The 19102-nt window shown below is 57.7% G+C and carries 18 protein-coding genes and 1 other RNA gene; 12 read left to right on the plus strand and 7 right to left on the minus strand.

From position 1 onward, the window contains the following. The 4 genes from M0974_RS01970 to hemN all read left to right on the plus strand — a co-directional run. Positions 1-2442, plus strand: a 2442-nt coding sequence (locus tag M0974_RS01970; RefSeq protein ID WP_297831997.1) for a heavy metal translocating P-type ATPase, incomplete at its 5' end; no start/stop codon positions are given. 25 nt (positions 2443-2467) lie between these two features. After that, positions 2468-2713, plus strand: a complete 246-nt coding sequence (ccoS, locus tag M0974_RS01975) for a cbb3-type cytochrome oxidase assembly protein CcoS (RefSeq protein WP_297832000.1) — start codon at positions 2468-2470, stop codon at positions 2711-2713. Continuing rightward, positions 2706-3389 (plus strand): sulfite exporter TauE/SafE family protein, encoded by a 684-nt coding sequence (locus M0974_RS01980; protein ID WP_297832002.1) that lies wholly within the window; start codon positions 2706-2708, stop codon positions 3387-3389. Before ccoS ends, M0974_RS01980 begins: the two co-directional genes overlap by 8 nt. A gap of 102 nt (positions 3390-3491) precedes the next feature. Further along, positions 3492-4874 (plus strand): oxygen-independent coproporphyrinogen III oxidase, encoded by a 1383-nt coding sequence (gene hemN, locus M0974_RS01985; protein WP_297832006.1) that lies wholly within the window; start codon positions 3492-3494, stop codon positions 4872-4874. A 46-nt stretch (positions 4875-4920) separates the two neighbouring features. On the opposite strand, the gene M0974_RS01990 is transcribed toward hemN, so the two are convergent. Then, entirely contained in the window at positions 4921-5346 is a 426-nt protein-coding gene (locus M0974_RS01990) for a hypothetical protein (RefSeq protein WP_297832009.1), read from the minus strand. Positions 5347-5525: 179 nt separating this feature from the next. On the opposite strand from M0974_RS01990, the gene fnr reads away from it, so the two are divergent. Continuing rightward, the gene (fnr, locus tag M0974_RS01995) at positions 5526-6260 is read left to right on the plus strand and encodes a fumarate/nitrate reduction transcriptional regulator Fnr (RefSeq protein WP_297832011.1); all 735 of its coding nucleotides are present in this window, start codon (positions 5526-5528) and stop codon (positions 6258-6260) included. A gap of 65 nt (positions 6261-6325) precedes the next feature. After that, positions 6326-6874, plus strand: coding sequence for an adenine phosphoribosyltransferase (locus M0974_RS02000; protein WP_297832013.1), 549 nt, complete (start codon positions 6326-6328; stop codon positions 6872-6874). Positions 6875-6883: 9 nt separating this feature from the next. Here the strand turns inward: M0974_RS02000 and recR are convergent, their stop codons facing one another. The 4 genes from recR to dnaX form a co-directional block, all read right to left on the minus strand. Then, entirely contained in the window at positions 6884-7486 is a 603-nt protein-coding gene (gene recR / locus M0974_RS02005) for a recombination mediator RecR (RefSeq protein WP_297832016.1), read from the minus strand. A 62-nt stretch (positions 7487-7548) separates the two neighbouring features. Beyond that, positions 7549-8583 (minus strand): NADP-dependent oxidoreductase, encoded by a 1035-nt coding sequence (locus M0974_RS02010; protein WP_297832019.1) that lies wholly within the window; start codon positions 8581-8583, stop codon positions 7549-7551. 141 nt (positions 8584-8724) lie between these two features. Next, entirely contained in the window at positions 8725-9051 is a 327-nt protein-coding gene (locus M0974_RS02015; RefSeq protein ID WP_297832022.1) for a YbaB/EbfC family nucleoid-associated protein, read from the minus strand. Between the two features lie 66 nt (positions 9052-9117). After that, positions 9118-11265 (minus strand): DNA polymerase III subunit gamma/tau, encoded by a 2148-nt coding sequence (gene dnaX, locus M0974_RS02020; protein WP_297832025.1) that lies wholly within the window; start codon positions 11263-11265, stop codon positions 9118-9120. 154 nt (positions 11266-11419) lie between these two features. Here dnaX and M0974_RS02025 point away from each other — a divergent pair, with 154 nt between their 5' ends. The 5 genes from M0974_RS02025 (at position 11420) to M0974_RS02045 (ending at position 16904) form a co-directional block, all read left to right on the plus strand. After that, the gene (locus M0974_RS02025) at positions 11420-12196 is read left to right on the plus strand and encodes an ABC transporter substrate-binding protein (protein ID WP_297832043.1); all 777 of its coding nucleotides are present in this window, start codon (positions 11420-11422) and stop codon (positions 12194-12196) included. Positions 12197-12324: 128 nt separating this feature from the next. Then, positions 12325-14025 carry an acid phosphatase gene (locus tag M0974_RS02030; RefSeq protein WP_297832028.1) on the plus strand — a complete coding sequence of 567 codons (1701 nt, stop codon included), beginning with the start codon at positions 12325-12327 and terminating at the stop codon, positions 14023-14025. A gap of 134 nt (positions 14026-14159) precedes the next feature. Continuing rightward, on the plus strand, positions 14160-15056 hold the full coding sequence (locus M0974_RS02035; RefSeq protein WP_297832031.1) for a DUF2167 domain-containing protein: 897 nt from the start codon (positions 14160-14162) through the stop codon (positions 15054-15056). A gap of 221 nt (positions 15057-15277) precedes the next feature. After that, complete coding sequence (locus M0974_RS02040; protein ID WP_297832034.1) at positions 15278-15817, plus strand: hypothetical protein; 540 nt, start codon at positions 15278-15280, stop codon at positions 15815-15817. Between the two features lie 133 nt (positions 15818-15950). Next, positions 15951-16904, plus strand: a complete 954-nt coding sequence (locus M0974_RS02045; protein WP_297832046.1) for a Dyp-type peroxidase — start codon at positions 15951-15953, stop codon at positions 16902-16904. A 200-nt stretch (positions 16905-17104) separates the two neighbouring features. Here the strand turns inward: M0974_RS02045 and ffs are convergent. After that, positions 17105-17201: signal recognition particle sRNA small type (gene ffs / locus M0974_RS02050), an RNA gene on the minus strand. Between the two features lie 233 nt (positions 17202-17434). On the opposite strand from ffs, the gene M0974_RS02055 reads away from it, so the two are divergent. Then, complete coding sequence (locus M0974_RS02055; RefSeq protein ID WP_297832037.1) at positions 17435-17926, plus strand: N-acetyltransferase; 492 nt, start codon at positions 17435-17437, stop codon at positions 17924-17926. Between the two features lie 551 nt (positions 17927-18477). On the opposite strand, the gene M0974_RS02060 is transcribed toward M0974_RS02055, so the two are convergent. Further along, positions 18478-19102, minus strand: a 625-nt coding sequence (locus M0974_RS02060) for a putative zinc-binding metallopeptidase (RefSeq protein ID WP_297832040.1), incomplete at its 5' end; no start/stop codon positions are given.

Here is a 19102-nt window from a genome sequence, read left to right on the forward strand (position 1 = left end):
CCAACCCCCTGCTACCACTGCGCACTGCCGGTTCCCACCGGCAGGCGCTTCACCGCTGCTGTGCTCGGGGAAACCCGCGACTTTTGCTGTCCGGGCTGTCAGGCGGTGGCCGAAGCGATTGTGGCGGGCGGGCTGGAAAGCTATTACCACCATCGCAGTGAAGCATCGTCCAACCCGGCCGAGTTGCCGGTGCAGTTGGTCGACGAATTGGCCCTGTATGACCGACCTGATGTTCAAGCGCCGTTCGTGCGTCATGAAGGCGAACTCGCCGAAGCGACGCTGCTTATGGAAGGCATCAGCTGCGCCGCATGTGGCTGGTTGATCGAACGCCACCTACGCAGCCTGCCCGCCGTCGCCGAAGCCCGCTTGAATCTGTCCAACCATCGTTTGCACGTCCAGTGGGTCGACAGCCAGTTAGCTTTGAGCCAAGTGCTCAGCGAATTACGCAGCATCGGTTACGCCGCGCACCCCTACCAGTCAGACCGCGCGGCCGAGCAACTGGCCAGCGAAAACCGCCTGGCGTTGCGTCAGCTTGGGGTGGCGGGTTTGCTGTGGTTTCAAGCGATGATGGCGACCATGGCCACTTGGCCGGAATTCAACATGGACCTCAGCCCGCAGATGCACACCATCCTGCGCTGGGTCGCCATGTTTCTTACTACGCCAATCGTGTTCTACAGCTGCACCCCGTTCTTTCGTGGCGCCCTGCGAGACTTGCGCACCCGGCACCTGACCATGGACGTCTCAGTGTCGCTGGCGATTGGCAGTGCTTACATTGCAGGCATCTGGACCGCGATAACCGGCGTGGGCGAATTGTATTTCGACGCGGTAGGCATGTTCGCCCTGTTTCTGTTGGCAGGCCGCTACCTGGAGCGCCGCGCCCGAGAACGCACAGCGGCGGCCACTGCCCAGTTGGTCAATGTGTTGCCTGCATCCTGCTTGAGGCTAGGCACCGACGGTCAGAGCGAACGTATTTTGCTCACCGAACTGCGCCTCGACGATCAGGTCTTGGTCCATCCCGGTGCCGTATTGCCGGCCGACGGCAGAATCCTCGAAGGCATCTCCAGCATCGACGAGTCGCTGCTCACTGGCGAATACCTTCCCCAGCCACGCGGAGCTGGCGACTCAGTCACGGCAGGCACGCTAAATGTCGAGGGCGCGCTGACGGTACAAGTGCTCGCGCTGGGGCATGACACCCGACTGTCAGCCATCGTCCGCTTGCTAGAGCGCGCCCAAGCGGAAAAACCACGCTTGGCAGAAATCGCCGACCGCGCCGCGCAGTGGTTTCTGCTGCTGTCGCTGGTGTCGGCAGTGGTGATTGGCGTGGTCTGGTGGCAACTCGACCCTTCGCGAGCATTCTGGATTGTCTTGGCAATGCTGGTCGCAACCTGCCCCTGTGCGCTGTCACTGGCGACCCCGACTGCGCTGACCGCCGCCACCGGCTCGCTGCATAAGCTTGGGCTGTTATTGACGCGCGGGCATGTATTGGAAGGCTTGAATCAGATCGACACGGTGATTTTCGACAAGACCGGCACCCTCACCGAGGGCCGCTTGGCGTTGCGCACGATCTTGCCGCTTGGACGCCTGGACGCTAATGCTTGCCTGAGCCTGGCGGCGGCATTGGAGAACCGCTCTGAGCATCCGATTGCCAAAGCGTTCGGCCGTGCGCCAGTCGCTGCTGAAGACGTACACAGCACGCCAGGACTGGGATTAGAAGGGGTGGTCGGCGACCACCGTTTGCGCATTGGTCAGCCAGCCTTCGTGTGCGCACTCAGCGCCTGCACCGTTCCACCACTTCCCGACGATGCCGGCCAATGGCTGTTGCTCGGCGACACCCAAGGTGCGCTGGCGTGGTTCGTGCTGGACGACCGCTTGCGCGCCGATGCTCCAGCACTGCTGGAGGCGTGCCGGGCACGAGGCTGGAAGACGCTGTTGCTGTCTGGCGACACCTCACCTATGGTGGCCAGCGTCGCGGCCGAACTGGGCATCGACGAAGCCCACGCAGGCCTGCGCCCCGACGACAAGCTCAGGGTGCTGCAAGGGCTGCATCAACAAGGTCGCAAAGTATTGATGCTCGGCGACGGGATAAACGATGTGCCCGTGCTTGCAGCGGCAGACATCAGTGTCGCAATGGGCTCGGCCACCGATCTGGCTAAAACCAGCGCCGACGCCGTGCTACTGTCAAACCGTTTGCAGGTGCTGGTCCAGGCGTTCACCTTGGCGCGGCGTACTAGGCGGGTCATCATCGAGAACCTGTTGTGGGCCACTCTGTACAATGGCCTCATGCTGCCGTTCGCCGCCATGGGCTGGATCACGCCCATATGGGCAGCGATCGGCATGTCCCTCAGTTCACTGACAGTGGTCCTGAACGCCTTGCGCCTGACCCATGTGAAGGGTATGCAGGATCAGGCTTCGTCATTCCACACCCGCCCGCTGCCGACATGATTCGGCAACCGGCTTCGGAGGCTTCATGCCGGCTCTCTATGTGATGATTCCAGCAGCGCTGCTGATCGTCGCAGTCGCTATCTACATTTTCTTCTGGGCTGTAGACAGTGGTCAGTACGACGACCTTGATGGCCCGGCGCACAGTGTTTTGTTTGACGACCAAGACCCTCAGCACCTGGCCGCCATGGAACAAGCCGCAGGCCACCCACCTGAAGCCCAGAAAGTAGAGCCTCAGGCCGACAAAAAAGACGAGCAGTCACCCCATGCTTGAACTGGCGCCGTTGTTGGTGTCGGCGCTGATCCTCGGCCTGCTTGGCGGCGGCCATTGCCTTGGCATGTGCGGCGGTTTGATGGGCGCGCTAACGTTGGCGATCCCCAAAGAACAACGCAACCGACGCTTTCGACTGCTACTGGCGTACAACGTGGGGCGAATTCTTAGCTACGCCACTGCCGGTTTGCTGATCGGTCTTGCTGGCTGGGCCGTCGCCAATAGCCCTGGCGCAATGGTTATGCGAGTAATTGCAGCCTTGCTGCTCATTGCCATGGGCCTGTACCTGGCGGGCTGGTGGAGCGGCCTGACCCGCATCGAAGCCCTCGGGCGCGGCCTGTGGCGTTATATCCAGCCCGTCGCCAGTCGTTTGCTGCCGGTGTCGAGCCTGCGGCGCGCATTGCTGCTGGGCGCGCTCTGGGGCTGGTTGCCGTGCGGCCTGGTCTACAGCACCCTGCTGTGGTCGGCGAGCCAAGGCAATGCGCTCGATAGCGCATTGCTAATGCTGGCTTTCGGTCTCGGCACGTGGCCCGTATTGCTCGCCACCGGGCTTGCAGCTGAACGCACCACGGCGATTCTACGCAAACGCGGCGTGCGCATGGCGGGCGGCGTATTGGTTATTCTGTTTGGCCTGTGGACCCTGCCCGGACCTCATCAACATTGGTTGATGGGCCACTAGCCACTGCACCAAACGCACCGGTGTTTGATGTATATCAACACCGACAAAACAACTCCTCCCTAGACTTCCGGACATTGCCAGACTCTTCGGGGAAATGTCCGCATGCTCAATGCCATCCATTGGGATTCCGATCTCATCCGCCGCTATGACATGGCCGGACCGCGCTATACGTCCTACCCCACCGCTGTGCAATTTCAGACAAAGGTCGGTGCTTTCGATTTATTGCACGCCTTGCGTGACAGCCGAAAGGCCCTACGTCCGTTGTCGCTGTATGTGCATGTGCCGTTCTGCGCGAACATTTGTTATTACTGTGGCTGCAACAAAGTCATCACCAAAGACCGTGGCCGGGCCCTTCCATACCTGCAGAATCTGGAACAAGAAATCCGGATGATCGCCTGCCACTTGGACCCTCGCCAGGTGGTCGAACAATTGCACTTGGGTGGCGGTACGCCGACGTTTCTCAGCCATGACGAGCTGCGGCAATTAATGGCACATCTGCGTAAAAACTTTAATTTGCTAGACGATGATTCCGGTGACTACGGCATCGAAATCGACCCACGGGAGGCGGACTGGTCGACCATGGGCCTGCTGCGAGAGCTGGGCTTCAATCGAGTCAGCCTTGGCGTGCAGGACCTGGACCCTGATGTTCAACGGGCAGTCAATCGCCTGCAGAGTCTGGAAGAAACACGCGCCATCATCGACGCCGCGCACACGCTGCAGTTTCGGTCGGTGAACATCGACCTAATTTATGGCCTGCCCAAGCAAACCCCCGCCTCCTTCGCCCGTACCGTGGAGGAGATTATTGCGCTACAACCGGACCGCCTGTCGGTGTTCAACTACGCACACCTGCCAGAACGCTTCATGCCGCAACGGCGGATCAACAGTGAAGACTTACCGTCAGCCGCAGAAAAACTGGAGATGCTTCAGCGCACCATTGATCAACTGACCGGTGCCGGTTATCGCTATATCGGCATGGACCATTTCGCCCTGCCCGACGACGATTTGGCGATTGCGCAGGAGGAGTCGACGCTGCAACGCAACTTCCAGGGTTACACGACCCACGGTCACTGTGATCTGGTTGGCCTCGGGGTTTCGGCGATCAGTCAGATTGGCGATCTGTACAGCCAAAACAGCAGCGACCTGAGTGACTACCAGACCTTATTGTCCAGCGATCAACTGGCGACCAAGCGCGGCCTGCTGTGCAATGCCGATGATCGCCTGCGCCGGGCAGTGATTCAGCAATTGATCTGTCATTTCAGCCTGGACTTCGCCGGCATCGAATACGCATTCAATATCGATTTCAGAGGCTATTTCAGCGAGGTGTGGCGGCAACTGGAGGCCATGGCCAACGACGGACTCATCGCGATCGACCAAGCTGGGATAACCATATTACCCGCAGGACGGTTGCTGGTGCGTTCGGTGTGCATGGTTTTTGATGCGTATTTGAACCCGCATAATCGTCAGTTATTCTCACGGGTGATCTGAACACTGCCCCGACGTGGGACGAGGCAATGTTCATACACGGGCCAGATTAGCTAGCGGTGGTGGACGAGCTGCCGCTGTCCAGCAACAATTTGGCTAATTGGGCGCTGGCGGTGGTCAGCGATGCGTTCGATTGGCTAATAGTGCTTTGCAAAGCACTGACCTGAGCTAGTTTCTGCTCTGCCGTCAGATTTTTACTGGCCTGAATCTTCTGCAACTGAGCCTGCTCTTGGGCGACCTGTTTCTTAATGTCCGCGATGCGCTTCTCTAGGACTTTGATCTGATCAGTGCTTGAGGTACTGCTAGAGGCTGCTGATTTGGCAACACCTGCGCTGGAAAGCTCGACCTTCACGCCAGCCGGAGCAGTCCCGCTCGCGGTAGTGTCAGCCGTGGTGGTCGCAGCGGCGGCTTTGGTGGCAGGTGTAGACACCGTTAAGCCGGTGGTGTTGGTGGTTCCGAGATTGACGGACAACATAAGCGATACTCCTAGCGAACGATGCGATAGCTGGCTATCGGCGCAATTTTCAGAAACTTTAATCAAAGTAAAGCGCGGATCCACATTTACTGTCTCAAGAGATTGCATCGGTGCTGGCAGGAATTACTCACGCTGAGTTACCCTCACAACTTATGCGTGTTACCCAAAAGGATTTTCCGATGTCCGAGCCAGTCAAACTGCGCGCTCATAGTCAGGCACACTGCAAGGACTGCAGCCTGGCCCCTCTGTGCTTACCCCTTTCCTTGAATATGGAGGACATGGATGCCCTCGACGACATCGTTAAACGTGGTCGTCCGCTGAGGAAAGGTGAGTTTTTGTTTCGACAGGGCGACCCATTTGTCTCGGTGTACGCGGTGCGTTCCGGCGCTCTGAAAACCTTCAGTTTGAGTGACGGCGGCGAAGAGCAGATCACCGGCTTCCATCTCCCCAGCGAGTTAGTTGGCCTGTCCGGTATGGACACGCAAACGTATCCTGTCTCCGCGCAGGCGCTGGAAACGACTTCTATTTGCGAAATCCCCTTCGAACGCCTGGACGACTTGTCGGTGCAATTGCCACAGCTTCGTCGGCAACTGATGCGCGTGATGAGTCGGGAAATTCGCGACGATCAGCAGATGATGCTGCTGCTGTCGAAAAAAACTGCCGACGAGCGCATCGCCACGCTGCTGGTCAATTTGTCGGCCCGTTTCCACGCGCGCGGTTTCTCGGCCAATCAGTTCCGCCTGAGCATGTCGCGTAACGAGATCGGCAACTTCCTCGGTTTGGCGGTGGAGACTGTATCCCGTGTTTTCACCCGTTTCCAGAGCAGTGAACTGATCTCGGCCGAGGGTAAAGAAATTCAGATTCTCAATCCGATCCAGCTCTGCGCACTGGCCGGTGGCGCGATGGAAAGCTGAAACATGGGATTCGGGGCGGCTGAGCGTTAGACTAGCGCCAGCCACCATGCCCCAGGATCTATTCGATGATTTTCGACGAATTCAGCTTTAAGTCCCTTATTCGCCCCGTGTTGGACTTCCCCAAGCCGGGCATTATCTTTCGCGACATCACGCCGCTGTTTCAATCGCCCAAAGCCCTGCGCCTGGTGATCGACAGCTTCGTCCAGCGCTATATTGAAGCCGACTTCAGCCACATCGGTGCGATGGACGCCCGTGGTTTTCTGATCGGCTCGATCATCGCTTACGAACTCAACAAGCCGCTGATTCTGTTCCGCAAGCAGGGCAAACTCCCGGCTGATGTGCTGTCGGAGGGTTACCAGACTGAATATGGCGAAGCCTTTCTTGAAGTGCACGCTGACAGCCTGTGCGACGGCGACTCGATCGTGATGTTCGATGACTTGATTGCCACCGGTGGCACCCTGATTGCCGCCGCCAACCTGGTACGGCGCATGGGTGCGCACGTCTACGAAGCGGCTGCGATTATCGATCTACCCGAATTGGGTGGCTCCCAGCGCCTGGAAGACATGAACATCCCGACGTTCTGCTTGACCAACTTTTCGTTGTCGGAAAAGTAGCAACAGGTCCTACAGAGCGATCGGCTTACGCCCGGCAAACGAATGCGCCAACGTGCCGCCATCAACCAGCTCCAATTCCCCGCCCAGCGGTACGCCGTGGGCGATGCGTGAAGTGATCAGGCCTTTGTTGCTCAGCAGTTGAGCAATGTAATGCGCAGTGGCTTCGCCTTCGACCGTGGGGTTGGTGGCCAAAATAATTTCGCTGAACGTGCCCTGCTGTTCAATTCGGGCGACCAACTGCGGAATACCAATAGCCTCAGGACCTAGACCGTCCAGCGGCGACAAATGGCCTTTGAGCACAAAGTAACGGCCACGGAAACCGGTCTGCTCAACGGCGTATACGTCCATGGGGCCTTCGACCACACACAAAATCGTGTCGTCACGACGGACGTCCGAACACTGCGGGCACAGGTCGTCTTCGGTGAGAGTGCGGCACAACCGGCAATGGCCAACGCCGTCCATGGCCTGACTCAACGCCAGCGCTAGACGCGAGCCGCCACTGCGGTCACGTTCCAGCAACTGCAGGGCCATGCGTTGGGCGGTTTTCTGACCGACACCCGGCAAAGTGCGCAAGGCATCGATCAATTGACGAATCAGGGGACTGAAGCTCATGGAGAAGGGTCCGACAAAACAACGAGACGCGGTTTATACCCGCGCCTCTGGTTAGCGTCAATTCAAGCGTCTGCGACGTGGACCACCAGTTTGCCGAAGTTACCGCCATCGAGCATGCCGATGAAGGCTTCGGGCGCCTGTTCCAGCCCTTGCACCACGTCCTCACGAAACTTGATTTTGCCCTCTTTGACCAACGGCACCATAGCCGCAAGAAACTCGGCGTGTCGATCCCCGTATTCCTCAAAAACGATAAAACCCTGAATCCGTGCGCGCTTGGTCAGGAGCGTGCGCATCAGCAGTGGCATGTAATCAGGGCCATCAGGCATTGCCGTCGCGTTGTACTGCGAGATCAAACCACACAGTGGGATTCGCGCGCGGGCATTCAGCAGTGGCAGAACGGCACGCATTACCTTGCCGCCTACCAGCTCAAAGTAGATGTCGATACCATTGCCACAGGCTTGCGCCAGCTCTTCAGCGAAATGCTCACTTTTGTGATCGATACACGCATCGAAACCCAACTCATCGACCACGTAACTGCATTTCTCGGCACCACCAGCGATGCCCACTACGCGCAAGCCTTTAAGTTTGGCCACTTGGCCGACCACCGAACCCACGGCGCCAGAAGCTGCAGCGACCACCAGGGTTTCTCCTGCTTTGGGTTTACCGATATCTATCAGGCCCATGTAGGCCGTAATACCCGGCATGCCCAGCACACCCACCGCCATCGAAGGGCTGGGCAGGTCTTTGGGCAACGGCAGCACTTGGGTACCGTCGCAAATACTGTGGGTTTGCCAGCCGGTCATACCGACCACTAAATCGCCTTCTTTGAAGTGCGCGTTGCGTGACTGCTCGACACGGCTAACGGCACCACCGGTCATGACTCCGTTGACCTGAACCGGCTCTGCGTAGGACGGCGCGTCGCTCATGCGACTGCGCATGTAAGGGTCCAGAGAGAGGTACAGCGTACGCAGCAACACTTGGCCCTCCTCCAACGCGGGCAACGCTTCACGCTCCATACGGAAATTTTCTGGCGTGGGTGCACCTTTGGGCCGCGAGGCCAGAACGATGCGTTGGTTAAGAATCAATTCTTGCGACATCGAAGCCACTCCTTCAGCAATAAGTCGGGATCGTAGAAAGCAGACCGTGGCGGGGATTGGGCGTTCGGATGGTGTGCTGGTGGCGGCGTGAAAACTAAAAAAGCCAGGCACTGGGCCTGGCTTCGGGGATCACAGGCGCGTTTAGAACGGCAGCTTCATGCCTGGAGGCAGCTGCATCCCAGCGGTCATGCCGGACATTTTTTCCTGGCTGTTTTGCTCGATCTTGCGCACGGCGTCGTTGACTGCTGCGGCGATCAGGTCTTCGAGGACTTCTTTGTCTTCCTGCATCAGGCTGTCATCCAGGCTGATGCGCTTGACGTCATGACGACCGGTCATCACAACGCTCACCAAGCCTGCGCCTGATTGGCCAGTGACTTCGGCGTTGGCGAGCTCTTCCTGCGCCTTGGCCATTTTTTCTTGCATCTGCTGTGCCTGCTTCATCAGGCCGGCCATGCCACCTTTCATCATGAGAATTCTCCTCGAACGTTCTGGGGTCTGGACTGCGCGACGCCACACAAGCGTCGCGCACATTAATTAAAGCGTCTGAGCCACCGGGGCATCTACAGGTTCAATCGTATCCTCTCGGATCACCGCGCCAAACTGTTGCAACATTTGTTGGATGAACGGATCGGAATGAATCGACGCTTCTGCTTCGCTTTGGCGCTCGGCACGAAGGCGTGAGCCTGCCTGAGCGGGGGTTTCTTGTTCGGGCTTGATCAGCTCGATCGTCAGGTTCAAGGTCCGCCCGTGGTATTGATTCAGGGCATCGTTCAGCCGACGTTGCTGGGTAGAGTTGAATAACGCGCTGTGGGCCGGGTCCAGGTGCAACAACCAATTGTCGCCATCAACGGCCATCAATGTGCAGTTGGCCGCAATGCTGCCGGTCATGCCGGAAATCGGCAATTTTGGAAACAGGTTCAACCAATCCAGGGCCAAGCCCGTCGCGGGCATCAACGCCGGCAGCGGTTCAGCTTCGACGACCTCGGCCACGCTGTCGTGGGCTAATTCGTCGAGGTAGCTGTAAGACGCAGGATCGATATCAAGCTCGCCGTCAAAGTAGTCGTCGTCGGGCGGCTCATCGTCGCGGTCCATTGGCGCAGACACAGGCGACGATGCGTCTGGTATTTGCTCAAGCATGGCTGGCGTTACTGCTGCGGCGGGCGCAGCTTCTGGCTCATCCACGTCTGGAGCATCCGGCACGGGGCTGGCCGGCGCGGGCGTTGGCATCGGCGTCAGGTCCGGTTGTTCGGCGACGGTGTCGAGCATTGGCTCGGGTGCCGACTCCGCAACAGGATCCGGCTCAGCATCAGCATCCGATTCTATGTCAACAGCAGGCTCTGGCTTGCGCTCGTTCCACGGCAAATCGACTTCGACTGCGGCGACAGGCGCAAAAACGGCAGGCGTAATAACCGGCTCAGGCGCTTGCACGATTGGCTCGGCCACCACCACTGAAGCGGCAACAACGGGGGCGACAACGACAGGCGCCGCGACAGGTACCGGTGCAACGAGGGGCGCACCGGCCACGTGTTGGGTGGAATCAACTGTGGCCTGGTTGATCCCCACTGGCTTTAGCGGCTGCCTCGGCGCATCACTGCTCTCGGCGGGCCGGAAGGCCAGCATCCGCAACAAGACCATTTCGAACCCACCACGAGGGTCGGGCGCCAGCGGCAAATCGCGGCGGCCAATCAGGCCCATCTGGTAGTAAAACTGTACATCTTCGGCCGGCAACGCCTTGGCCAGCGCCAATACCCGATCACGGTCGCCATGGCCGTTGTCTACGCCTTCTGGCAACGCCTGAGCAATCGCCACCCGGTGCAACACGTTGAGAATTTCCGAGAGCACGCCATTCCAGTCCGGGCCTTGCTCGGACAAATGCCGCACAGCTTCGAGCATGCCGCGTGCATCGCCCTCCAGTAACGCGTGCAAAAGGTCATACACCTGGCCGTGGTCCAGCGTGCCGAGCATCGCTCGAACATCCGCCGCCACGACCTTGCCTTCACCGAACGCAATCGCTTGATCGGTCAGGCTCATGGCATCACGCATCGACCCATCGGCGGCGCGGCCTAACAGCCACAACGCATCCACTTCAAAAGGCACATTCTCGGCCCCCAGCACGTGGGTCAAATGCTCGACAACACGTTCCGGCGTCATGTTTTTCAGGGAGAACTGCAAGCAACGCGACAAGATGGTTGCGGGCAGTTTCTGCGGATCGGTGGTCGCCAGGATGAATTTGACGTAGGGCGGCGGCTCTTCCAGGGTCTTCAACAGGGCGTTGAACGAACTAGTGGAAAGCATGTGCACTTCGTCAATCAGGTAAACCTTGAAGCGCCCGCGGCTCGGTGCGTATTGCACGCTCTCCAGCAACTCGCGGGTGTCTTCGACCTTGGTCCGGCTCGCGGCATCGATCTCGATCAAATCGACGAAACGCCCTTCATCAATTTCACGGCAGACTGAGCACGTTCCACATGGCGTCGAGGTGATGCCTGTTTCACAGTTCAGGCATTTCGCGATAATACGTGCGATGGTAGTTTTACCTACACCGCGCGTACCGGTGAATAAATAGGCATGATGCAACCGTTGGCTGTCCAGCGCATTGATCAGGGCCTTGAGCACATGGGTCTGGCCGACCATTTCGCGGAACGAGCGCGGACGCCATTTACGTGCAAGAACCTGATAACTCATCGATAACCGTCGCGACTGAAAGCGGAAGACCGCTAATGCTAGCGGAGCAGGGGAAAAATTGCATCCGATGTCCGGCGCTAATATAGCTACGCTGTTCAAATGAATGCTTCTTGGGGTTAGATCTGACTTGAATAGCCTTGCATTGCTCATCCCGATGTACCGATTACGGCTGCTGTTGGGCGCTTTGTTGCTACTCTCCAGCCCAAGTTTTGCAGCGGAAGGCCCGTTGCGATTTGTGCTCGCCGACAGCTGGTCGATGCCCCTTGTGTTGATCGAGAACGATAAACCGAACGGCGGTTTTCTATTCGACATCATGGAAAGCCTTGCCCACCACATGGGTCGAAGCACCGAATATCAGGTGTTTGCCCGTATGCGCGTGCAAACTGCACTTGAGCGTGGCGAGGTCGACATTCGTTGCTACGCCGCGCAGTCCTGGGTCCCTAACATGTCCGGCGACTACATTTGGAGCCTGCCGCTGGTCACCCAACGCGATCTACTCATCAGTACCGCCGACAACGACACTCCGATTCGCCCCGACCAACTGAACAAAGAGACCGTTGGCACCGTACTGGGCTATGTCTACCCTACCATTCAAGCGCTCTTCGATAGCCATCAACTGCGCCGCGACGATGCCCGCAGCCAAGATCAGGTTTTGCGCAAGTTGGTGGCGGGACGCTATCGCTATGCCGTGACCAACGAATGGTCAATGGACTGGTTCAACCGCAACTTGGCGCCGGACAAACAGCTGCACGGGGTTTCCATCATCGAGGAACAAGCGGTAGGCTGCCTCGTGCGAAATGACCCCAATGTGCCAGTACAACGGATATTGCGAACATTGCTGCGGATGAAAATGTCCGGCGAGATTGAGCAAATCCTTGAACGCTACGGCACTCAAACGCCATTAGCCACTGGCCATACCGCGCCCTTGTAATAACCCCGAATTAGCCTTTTTAGCGTTTAAAAACCATCGCACCTCGTTGTAGCATTGCCGTCACATTGCCTCGCTACGCTCCTCGAAATCATTTGAACCGATCTCAGTCAAGTACGCAGGGAACCGCCATGAGCGACAAAAAAGAAGAAGAACCCTCGCAGCCACTCGATGGCGATAATCCTCCTGACGCCGGCAGACGGCGCTTTCTCGGTGGCGTCGCAGCGCTTGGCGTAGGTGCAACCCTCGCTTCTTATGTTTCTGCCGAAGAAAAACCGCTGGCGCTTGATGCCCCACCCCTGACCGGTGCAGACCTGGACCAGGCATTGCGTGACAACGTGAAAACGGTGGTGGTGATCTACGCCGAAAACCGCAGTTTCAATAATTTGTTCGGAAACTTTCCTGGCGTTGAAAAACCTCTGGCGAGCCTCGATCCCAGCGATTATCAGCAGCGCGACCGCGACGGCAAGTTGCTGGAAACACTGCCGCCTGCCTGGGGCGGCATATTGCAAATCGGCCCGCAAACCGTTGATGGCGTGACCTACCCTGCCGGCACCCAATTTCAGGAAAACCTGCTCAACCAGCCCTACGCCCTGCAAGGGCCCAATGGTGAAGACCTGCCCCTTGGCTTGGTGACTCGCGACTTGTGGCATGTGTTTTACCAGAACCAGATGCAGATCAATGGCGGCAAAAACGACCATTTTGTTGCTTGGGCGGACTCGGGAGGCCTGACCATGGGCCACTACGGGCAAACCGAGTACTCGTTGCGTCTATGGGACGTGGCGACCGAGTTTGTGTTGTGTGACAACTTTTTTCAGGGTGCTTTCGGTGGCTCGTTCCTCAACCACCAATACCTGATTTCCGCACAGGTGCCGTTTTACCCCGACGTCGCCAACTCGCCTGCCAAGCAGCAGATCGCCACGCTGCAAAGCGACAACCCGCAAGACACGCGACTCAAGCCACTGGATAAATCCCCCGAAAGCTCCATGAGCGGCCCACCACAGTTTGGTCCAAGCCTGCTGACGCCGGACGGTTATGCCGTCAACACCATGGCCCCACCGTACTGGCCAACCTGGATCCGCGACCCGGACCGCCCGGAATATGCAAAGGCTGATGTGGCCAACGTGTTGGTGGCACAAACCCATGATCATATTGGTGACAAGCTGTCGAAGAAAAACGTGGATTGGGCGTGGTACGCAGGTGCGTGGGACGTCACCATTAATCAATACAAGGACTCGGCTGGTATTCCGAAAATCCCGAGTTTTCAGTATCACCACCAGCCGTTTAACTATTTCAAGAAACAAGGCCCGGAAAACCCCGACGAACGCAGCAAACGCTTGCGTGACGCCGGATTGGGCGATGAGTCCAAAACCAACAAATTCCTCGCCGACGCCCAGGCCGGCAAACTGCCGGCGGTGACTTTTTACAAACCTCAGGGCAACCTGAACATGCACGCCGGTTATGCCGACATCGCCTCAGGCGACCGCCATATCACCCGTGTCATCAAAGTGCTGCGCAACAGCCCGCAATGGCAAAACATGGTGATCGTCATCGCCGTCGACGAAAACGGCGGCTGGTGGGACCACGTTGCGCCCCCTAAAGGCGACCGCTGGGGTCCGGGCACGCGCATTCCGGCGATTGTAGTGTCACCGTTTGCCCGCAAAGGCACGGTTGACCACACCACGTATGACACCGCGTCGATTTTGCGGCTGATCACGCGGGTGCATGGGCTGGAGAAACTCGACGGCTTGAAATTACGCGATGAGTCGATGACCACCCGAGGCCAGCAACCCATGGGTGACTTGACCAACGCGCTGCAATTTTTCAGCTGATTGATCGCAACGTGCAAAAACCGCCGCATCAGTGGCGGTTTTTTTTGCCTGAGGTTTAGCCCCGGGCCGCTGGTGGTCGGCGTGCCCCATCGGCTAAGCTGCCGACAAATCAATTCAACCTGTAAGGGACTACGATGAACTGCCTGCGCTTCTTGATGGCGGCTATCGTGCTGTGTGCCTCGACCACGCTTGCAGATGCTGCAACCCCTCCCTCTGGCGAGCCCGCCAAACCCCAGCAAACCGTCGCGCAGTTCATGGCCACTCTGAAGCCGCAACACGGCAACATTGACCTGCCGGGCGGCGTCGCAACCCTTAGCCTTAATGATGACTTTTACTACCTGACACCAGACGACACTGAGCGATTGATCGTCGATGGCTGGGGCAATCCACCGGGGATTAAAACGTTGGGCATGATCGTACCGCAAGCCACCAGCCCGATGTCACGCGGCGGCTGGGGCGTATTGGTGAGCTACAACGACGATGGATACGTTTCCGACGAAAACGCCGCCAAAATCGACTACAGCGAAATGCTCAAGCAAATGCAGGACGACGACGTCGAGAACAATAACGAGCGGCGCAAACAGGGCTATGCCGGTCTGCAGCTATTGGGCTGGGCCGAACCGCCGCGCTATGACGATCAGAGCCACAAGATGTACTGGGCGCGGGAATTGAAAGCTGATAACGCCAGTGAAAACACCCTGAACTACAGCATTCGCGTGCTCGGTCGCGAAGGCGTACTGGAATTGAATGCCATCGCGGCAATGAGCGACCTACCGACCATCCAGAGAGAAATGCCCCACGTCCTGGAGTTCGCCAACTTCACCGACGGCAACCGCTATGCCGACTATGACGCAGGGACTGACAAGCTGGCCAAGTACGGGTTGGCGGCACTGGTCGCCGGCGGGATAGCGACTAAGGCTGGGTTATTTGCGAAATTGGGCCTATTGCTGCTGGCAGCGAAAAAGTTTTTGGTGGTTGGGGTGGTGATTGCAGCGGGGTTTATTCGCAGGTTTTTTAGTCGTAAAAAGTGAATGTGGGAAAACACCCTGACCTTGAGGCGCGGCGCAAATCCGGTGGGAGCGAACTTGTTCGCGAAGGGAACAACGCGGTGTATCAGACACACCGCGCCGCCCGCTGCCCGAATAAATTCGGTCCGGCCGCTTAAAAACAGCTCATCCGCGGCACCTCGCCTAGACTCATTTGACCAAGCACCGATACACGGCTTGCTTAACCATGAGTAGTCTCAACCGCCATGACCGAACACCTTCGCGTATCCAGGCTTGACGTCGCGCACCGACAACTGAACCTTGCCATTCGCTTGATATTCGACTGCGCCGATCCGGTGGCGGTACTCACATTGGTTGGAGCCGCCGCCACCATTCTAAACAACGCATCGGCCGAGCAAGGCAACGTACTGGCTTCGCCCGAGTTTTACCGGATGACGCACAAGGCGCAGAACCTATTCAAGCAAGCTGGCATGGATCTGGAGGCGATGTTCGAACTGGACCCATGCGACAGTGAATCGCTGGCGTTTTGGGCGGTGATGAACGCGAGTGAGTTAGGGCCGTTGTCGCTGGAGCAGCAGTTGTATCAGCATTGGTATATCGCTTCGCACCTGTTGCATGGCGAAGAACACGAAACGTTGCTCAGTGGAGCGCTTCAAGCGTTTGGTGATTTAAGCGCGAAGTGCCACCGGGAACAAATTCAGGCCGGGGCGCGGGGATTAGCCGAGTTGGAAGCCAGCGGACCATCGGATTCGACCCATTGGAAGAGCCAGGGGGACTATCAGTAACTGGACGTGAAGCAAAATTTCGAAAGTATTCATGAATTCAGCACCATGGCTCGGCAATGATCCCGGCCAATCATCTGTTAATCTCTCACTTTTCAGGCGTGTTCCGCAGCCTGCACAACCATTGATGAAAAAAATGCCAACAGCCAACAAAGCGCCACAACCTCAAGCTATCTGCCGCCCCCTCACCAGCAGCGCGATTTTCATCGTTGCCACGCTCGCCCCGGGCAGTGATAGCGCCAAGACAGTACGCGACTGGTGCGCAGACATCGCGGCCCTCACGCGATCGGTCGGCAGACGTGTTCCTTCCGGTAATTTGTCGTGCGTCTGCGGCTTTGGCTCCAGCGCCTGGGACACGCTGTTCGGCGGCCCGCGCCCAGCCTCACTGCACGATTTTCGCGAGTTTGGACCCGCAGACCGTCGAGCCCTTGCGACCCCTGGCGATATTCTGCTGCACATCCGCGCAGAGCAGATGGATCTCTGTTTTGAATTGGCGACGCAACTGCTGTCTGCGCTTGGCGATGCGGTCTTGGTCGTTGATGAGGTTCAGGGCTTCCGCTATTTCGACATGCGCAGCATCATCGGCTTTGTCGATGGCACTGAAAACCCAGAGGATCACGAGGCCTTCGACTTCACCATCATTGGCGATGAAGACCCCTCGTTTACCGGCGGCAGCTACGTGCTGGTGCAGAAATACCTGCACAACATGAACGCATGGAACGAGTTATCCGTTGAGGCACAGGAGCGAGTTATCGGCCGAACGAAATTATCCGATATCGAACTCGATGACTCAGTTAAACCAATCTCATCGCACAGCGCCTTGACCACCATCACCAAAGATGGCCAAGAGGTGAAAATCCTGCGCGAAAACATGCCGTTCGGCCGGCCAGGCGCCGGGGAATTTGGTACGTACTTTATTGGCTATGCACGTTCACCAGAGCCAATTGAGCGGATGCTGGAGAATATGTTTGTCGGCAGACCGGCTGGGAATTATGACCGGTTGCTGGATTTTAGTACGGCGGTTACAGGGGGGTTGTTCTTTGTGCCCTCGGCGGACTTGTTGGAAGAACTGGCTGAACGGATGGATTAGCGGTTGTTGCAGGGTGGGGGCGCTGTTTTCCGGGATAACGGTGCGCGCTCTCAGCTTTCTTCAGTCATCTCGCGAACGTCACAGCACGATGGATAAAACCGCGATTCTTGAATGCCAGACACGACGAAACCGAACGCTGATTTGACACTTGCGCTCGGGCTGAACAATTAAGGGATTTAGCAGAAGCGTTATGGAGGCAACCCCACCAGCCACACCCCGGCACACAATGTTCCCGCTGTGGCTGCTTCCTTCCGGATCTGACCAGGTTCACGGGTAATCGTTGCGGGGGGACCGATAGGGTCACCATAACGACGCTCACCTGACGGTGAACGGCGCCATTGTACCGGTCTGGCGATAAGTTACAACCGTTGCTTGAGATTAAAATTCTGAGTTGGCTCAAGCACTTGTGTGGCCGCGGTTAGCGGAGTGTCGGGGCCCTCCTACGCGCCCCGGATACACGCCCATTCTGCAGAATCCCGGTAAACTGCGCGCATTGTGCAAACGCGACGCGCTTTTGAAGGATTCAATCAATGGAAATTGAGTTGGTCTGCTATCAAGACCTGACGGGTGTTCAACGACAGCAACTAACACACATCAAGGTACTGGACGCGCAGAAGTCGTACTCCGGGGATATCCATGGGGCGCTGAACTCGCTGCTGGTTAAGGCTACGTCGGATATTCGTGGCTTTGCGCTAGTGGCCGATCAGCAGCCGGTGGGGTTTTTGCTGCTTAAGCGTGGGATTTATTTGCCGGCGTGGGCGGACACCGATGCTGCGACGTTGCATGCGCTGCAGATTGATCACAGGATGCAGGGACAGGGTTTGGGTAAGGCCTGTTTGCAGGCATTGCCGGAAACGACGCGGCGGGTGTGGCCTGATATCAAGCAGCTGATGTTGTCGGTGGATGATGACAATGTGACCGCGCTTGGGTTGTATCTAAGTCAGGGCTGGGTGGATACGGGTGAGGCGTATCGTGGGCGGATTGGGTATGAGCGGCGGCTGGCGTTGAGACTTGTGGCGTGACGGTCTGGTGGACCGAGGTGGATTCTTCCCGAACAAGTTCGGTCCCACAGGGTTTGGGCGATGCATAAGCTTCTGTAGGAGCTGCCGAAGGCTGCGATAAGTTCGAAGGACCTTCGCCAACAAATTGGCTCAGAAATCCGCCCGCCTGAAGATCCTCAGTGAATTGAATATCAAATTTCGGAAAAAGGCCCCGTAAAACCATGCGGCCGAACGTAGGCGTTGCGTAGGGGGTAACCAGGCAAGGATGCCGAGAAAGCCGTGCGCGGCCAGGGACGGCCGCTCACGGCGACCCCCGGAGCAACGCTGGAGTGAGGGAAGACCGAGCCTAAGCGAGGGCCCGTATGGTGGGGCAAGCGTTTTGGGTTACCTTTTTGCGGTTCGGCGCTCCGACGTCTGAAAAAGGTGCCTCGCTGTAAAAGCGAAACCATAATCCGAGCAACCACAAACGCCGGATATACACCCAAAACCCAACGCCAACACAAAACACGCCGTTGACGTTGCTTATCAAACAGCTGGCCACCAGGCCTTCATTTAGCTTCGGGTCCTGGCTACTATTTCCCCTGTAACGCCTCATCCGCCTTCCCGCCCGCTTGCTGAATCACCAGATGAATAAAATGCAATTTGGTGATCACCGCTGGCGACAGGACAAAAGGATAAAAGTCCGGCTGCCCCATGCTGCGGGAGAGTTCATTGAGCATGCCGGCGAGTTCGATCCAGGCGTTGACGAATGACAGGAACGCCGGGCCACCGGGATGCTGTGGGTCGTAGAGCGTCTCCAGCGTAAACGGCTGGTAGTCAAAATCCATGTCCCGGGCGCTCATGCCGAAACCCAGCGCGGTGTCGACCGCGTCCATCATGTGCAGGTAATGCGCCCAGGTTTCAGCCCAGTCTTCCCAAGGATGCATGGTGGCGTAGGCACTGACGAAGCCTTGCTGCCAGTCCGCTGGAGCACCCTGTTGATAATGATGCTCCATAGCCTCGGCGTAACTGGCGCGATCATCGCCGAACAGGTTACGAAAATTATCCTGCCAATGGGTATCGACAATCAGTCGATCCCAGTAATAGTGGCCGACCTCATGGCGAAAGTGCCCCAGCAATGTTCGATACGGCTCGTGCATCTGCACACGCATGGCTTCGCGGTGGGCATCGTCTGCTTCTTCGATGTTGAGGGTGATC

The organism is Pseudomonas sp. (assembly GCF_026224925.1).
Classification (GTDB): Bacteria; Pseudomonadota; Gammaproteobacteria; order Pseudomonadales; family Pseudomonadaceae; genus Aquipseudomonas.